This window comes from Longimicrobiaceae bacterium (assembly GCA_035936415.1).
Lineage (GTDB): Bacteria > Gemmatimonadota > Gemmatimonadetes > Longimicrobiales > Longimicrobiaceae > JAFAYN01.
Genome location: DASYWD010000417.1, coordinates 1 through 4,516, shown reverse-complemented (window position 1 = coordinate 4,516; position 4,516 = coordinate 1). Strand labels below are relative to the sequence as shown.

The following is a 4,516-nucleotide window of genomic DNA, read 5'->3' as shown; positions in this document are numbered from 1 at the left end:
TGCCCGCTCCGCGGGCGGGGTGGACGCCCACAGGTGCACGTCCCGGAGCGACTGCCAGAGGACGAACCCGGTGGGGCCGTCGATTTCTTCCAGGATCGCGGCCCCGGCGAAGGCGTGTGCCGCGTGGCCGGGGAGCGGCGGGATGCGCCAGCCCCGGTCGGGACCCTGCGGGGAGCTCAGGTGCGGTCTGCGCGGCATGGGAAGGGAGGTGGAGGGAGGCGGGACCGGCGGCGGCCCGGTAGAGATACCTCCGGACCCATGCAATGGTTTCGGCCGGGGGAGGCGGGACCTTGAGCGCTACCCCGCCACCACGGCACCCCGCCGGGCGCGTACGGACGAAGATCGGGCGGCGGGCGGTCCGGCGGGGGGCGCTTCCGCCCCGTCTTCCACGCGGAAGCGCCCCGCGAGCGCCTGGAGCGCCGCCGCGGTGTGGGCCAGCCGCTCGCTGGCCCCGCTGAGCTGCTCCATGGAGGCGGCCTGCTGCTGCGTGGCGGAGGCGGTGTCGCCCGCGCGGGCCTCGGACGCCGCGGCGATCTCCTGGATGCGGAGCATGTCGCGACGCAGCGCGTCCATCGCCGCGGCGTGCCGCTTCAGGTCGGCGTCGATCCGCTCCACCCGCCCGGTGGTCGTCCCCAGCCCGGCCACGATGGAGGAGAGCGCCTCGCGCCCCCCCTCGGCCACGTCGCCGACGTCCCCCAGCCGCTCCGTCCCGGTCCCGATCCGCTCCCGCACCTCACGGATGGCGGCGTGGATCTCCGCCACGGCCCGGTCCACCTCGGCCGCCGAGCCGTCCGCCTGCGTCGCCAGCTTGCGCACCTCGTCCGCCACCACGGCGAAGCCGCGCCCCTGGTCTCCGGCGCGTGCGGCCTCGATGGCCGCGTTCAGCGCCAGCAGGTTGGTCTGCCGGGCGATCTCCTGGATGGCCGTCACGAAGCCGCTCACCTGCTGGCCCGCGGCCTCGAGCGCGCGCGTCGCCTCCGCGGAGCGCCGGAAGTCGGCCTCCATCTCCACCAGGAGCGAGGCCGCCCGCCCGGCCCGCCCGGCCTGCTCGCTCGCCTGCACCGCCAGCCGGCGGGCGTCTTCCGCGGAATCCGAGGCGCTCCGGCTGAGCGCCCGGCTCCCCGCCGCCACCTCCTCCGCCGCGGCGGTCCCCCGGCCCACCAGGGCGAGCTGCTGCCGGCTCTCCTCGGCCACGTGGCCGGTGGCGCCCCCGATGAACCCGGCGGATGCGAGCACCTCCTGCGCCGTGGCGGCGGTCTCGGACGCCAGCGAGGCGAGCGACCCGGCCTGCCCCTGGATCTCCCGCACCATCCCGCCCACCCGCCGCGACATGCTGTTGGCGCTCACCGACAGGAAGCCGATGTCGTCCAGCGTGCGGCTGGGGAGCTGCGCGGTGAAGTCCCCCTCCTCCATGCGCGCCATGGCGGCGCGCACGCGGCGGAGCCGGCGGGTGTAGGCCACCGGCCCGATGGTGGAGAGCCACCCGGTCCCCACCAGGAAGAGCCACTCCACCACGATCAGCGCGGTGGCGCCCTGCACGCCGTCGGCGGAGAGCCCCCAGGCGCGGGCCACCGGGTAGACGACCGCTGCGAGCGCCATCTCCGCCCGCGCGGCGCGCGGCATCCCCAGAGCGTATCCGCCGATGGCGAAGATCAGCACCGGGAGCACCAGGTACCCCTCGCGCCCCAGCCCCACGACCACGCCGCCGAGGATCACCGTGTCCACCGTGATGATCCCCCAGAACTGCCAGGGGGCGAAGCGGCCGCTGCGGAGCAGCCAGAGGACGGCCGCGTTGGCCGACAGGTCCACGGCGGCGAGGGCGAAGGCCAGGGTGTAGGGGATCGAGAGCGCGTCCGTCCACGTCCCCGCGAGCGACAGCGCCACGGAGAGGAGGGCGATCCACCAGCGCTTGGAGATGGCCTGGCGGTGGCGCGCCTCCATGACGAGGAGGCGCTCGCGCGCGAAGAGCTCCTGGTAGTCCCGGGGGGCAGCGTGCACGGAGGAACGGAGGGTGGGGGGACCGCGGACCGGATGTGCGGGGGTGCCGGAAGATGCCGGGGGCGCCGGCACCGGTCAACCCGGTGTCGGCGCATGATCACACGTTTGCGGACGCCTCGCGCAGAAGCCGCCAGGCCCGCGCCACGTGCTCCCCGGTGGTGCGGAGGTTCCCGACGGCGAGCCGCAGCGCGTAGCGGCCGCGGACGCGCGTGTGCGACAGGAACGCCTCCCCGGTGGCGTTCACCCGCTCCAGGATGCGCTCGTTGTACTGGTCCACCTCCGCCTCCGCCGCGCCGGGCGGGCGGAAGCGGAAGACGACCGTGCTGAAGGGGACGGGCGCGAGCCGCTCCCACTCCGGCGACTCGTCCACCCGGGCGGCGAACTCCCGGGCCAGGCGGCAGTGCTCCCGGATCCGTGCGGCGATCCCCTCCCGCCCGAAGTACCGCAGCGTCATCCACAGCTTGAGCGCGCGGAAGCGGCGCCCCAGCGCGGGTCCGTAGTCCATCAGGTTGACGGCGGCGCCGCCCTCGGGGGTGACGAGGTACTCCGGGAGGATGGAGAAGGCGTGCGCCACCCGCTCGGGGCGCCGCACGAAGAGCGCGGAGCAGTCCACCGGGACGAAGAGCCACTTGTGCGGGTTCACCACCAGCGAGTCGGCGCGCCCGCACCCGTCCAGGATCCAGCGCATCTCCTCCGCGACCGCCGCGGCCCCGGCGTAGGCGGCGTCCACGTGCAGCCAGAGCCCGTGCCGCTCCGCCACGTCCGCGATGGCGGGGACGGGGTCGACGCTGGTGGTGGAGGTGGTCCCCACCGTCGCCACCACGCAGAACGGCCGCCACCCCGCCGCGACGTCCTCCGCGACGGCGGCCTCCAGCGCGGCCGGGTCCATGCGGAACTCGTCGTCGGTGGGGATGCGGCGCGTCCCGGTGCGGCCGATCCCGAGCGTGACGCCCGCCTTCTCGATCGAGGAGTGCGCCTCCTCCGAGCAGTAGAGCCGGAGCCGGGGGAGGTCGCGCCCGCTCATCCCCTCCTCGCGGATGCGCAACCCGGCCTCCTCGCGCGCCGTGGCGATGGCGGTGAGGGAGGAGATGGAGGCGGTGTCCTGGATGTGCCCCCGGAACTCCGCCGGGAGCCCCATCATCTGCCGGAGCCAGTCGAGCGAGCGCTCCTCCAGCTCCGTGGGCGAGGGGCCGGTGCGCCACACCATGGCGTTGACGTTCAGCGCCGCGGCCAGCATCTCGCCCAGGACGCCGGGAGCGGAGCCGGTGATGGCGAAGTAGGCGAAGAAGTCCGGGTGGTTCCAGTGCGTGATCCCGGGCATGACGGTCCGGTCGAAGTCCCGCAGGATCTCCGACATCGGCTCCGGGCGCTCGGGCGCCTCCACCGGCAGCTTCGCCGCGGTCTCGCCGGGCGAGACCTGCGCGAGCACCGGGTACTTCTCCACGTCGCGGAAGTAGTCGGCGATCCAGTCCACCACGCCGTGCGCGTGGCGGCGGAACTCCTCCGGGTCCATGTCGCCGAAGCTGCTGGCGGTGTTTCGGGTGTCGCTCATGTACCGGGTGTCGGGTCGGTTCGAGATGTGGGGCCGCTCCGGAGCCGGGCCAAACGGCGGCCCGTCTCCTCCACGGGTCGCGGAGCCACCGGAAACGGCCCCGGTGTCTCCGCTCCGGCTCCGGGAGCCTCGCCAAACTTCCGGCGAGTCTCCCTCCGCAGAAGCTTTGAAGGGAACAGCGGGAACGGCGGCGGCCGGGAGCATCGCACTCCGCACTTCGCACTTCCGCACTCCGTCCCCTAACTTACCCCCGCACCCGCGCCGCCGCACCCGAACCGCGCTCCCGATGATCCGAGTCTCGCCCGACGTCCGCTCCGCCCTTGACGCCGGCCGCGCCGTGGTGGCGCTGGAGTCCACCGTGCTGGCCCACGGCCTTCCCCGGCCGCGCAACCTGGAGGTGGGGCTCGCGCTGGAGGAGGAGGTCCGGGCCGGCGGCGCCACGCCGGCCACGGTGGGTGTCGTCGCGGGGGTGCCCCGGGTGGGGCTCTCGGCGTACGAGGTGGAGCGCATGGCGACCGCCGAGGGTGTGCTCAAGCTCTCCACGCGCGACCTGCCGGTGGCCGTGGCGCGCGGCGCGGACGGGGCCACCACTGTGGCGGCCACGATATGGCTGGCGCGGGCGGCGGGGGTGCCGGTGTTCGCGACGGGCGGGATCGGCGGGGTGCACCGGGGGGAGGCTCGCGACGTGTCCGCGGACCTGACGGAGCTGGGGCGCACGCCCATGGTGGTGGTGTGCGCCGGCGCCAAGGCGATCCTGGACCTCCCCGGCACGCGCGAGGCGCTGGAGACCGCGGGGGTGCTGGTGGTGGGGTGGCGGACGGACGAGTTCCCGGCCTTCTACTCCGCCGCGAGCGGCCTCCCGGTGGACGTGCGCGCGGACGGCGCGGACGAGGTGGCGGCGCTCTGGCGCGCGCACCGGGAACTGCGGCTCCCCGGCGCGCTCCTGCTCTGCGTACCGCCCCCGGC

General features: G+C 75.1%; 4 protein-coding genes. 1 reads left to right on the top strand and 3 read right to left on the bottom strand.

Annotation, left to right across the window (positions count from 1 at the left end; all coding sequences use genetic code 11):
• From VGR37_16855 to VGR37_16845, 3 genes are all read right to left on the bottom strand, one after another.
• Nucleotides 1-198: hypothetical protein (locus VGR37_16855; GenBank protein HEV2149079.1), on the bottom strand; the 198-nt coding region annotated here is incomplete at its 3' end.
• Between the two features lie 99 nt (nucleotides 199-297).
• Nucleotides 298-1,998 (bottom strand): methyl-accepting chemotaxis protein, encoded by a 1,701-nt coding sequence (locus tag VGR37_16850; GenBank protein ID HEV2149078.1) that lies wholly within the window; start codon nucleotides 1,996-1,998, stop codon nucleotides 298-300.
• 97 nt (nucleotides 1,999-2,095) lie between these two features.
• Complete coding sequence (locus VGR37_16845) at nucleotides 2,096-3,550, bottom strand: pyridoxal-dependent decarboxylase (GenBank protein HEV2149077.1); 1,455 nt, start codon at nucleotides 3,548-3,550, stop codon at nucleotides 2,096-2,098.
• Nucleotides 3,551-3,836: 286 nt separating this feature from the next.
• Here VGR37_16845 and VGR37_16840 point away from each other — a divergent pair.
• Nucleotides 3,837-4,516, top strand: a 680-nt coding sequence (locus VGR37_16840) for a pseudouridine-5'-phosphate glycosidase (protein HEV2149076.1), incomplete at its 3' end; no start/stop codon positions are given.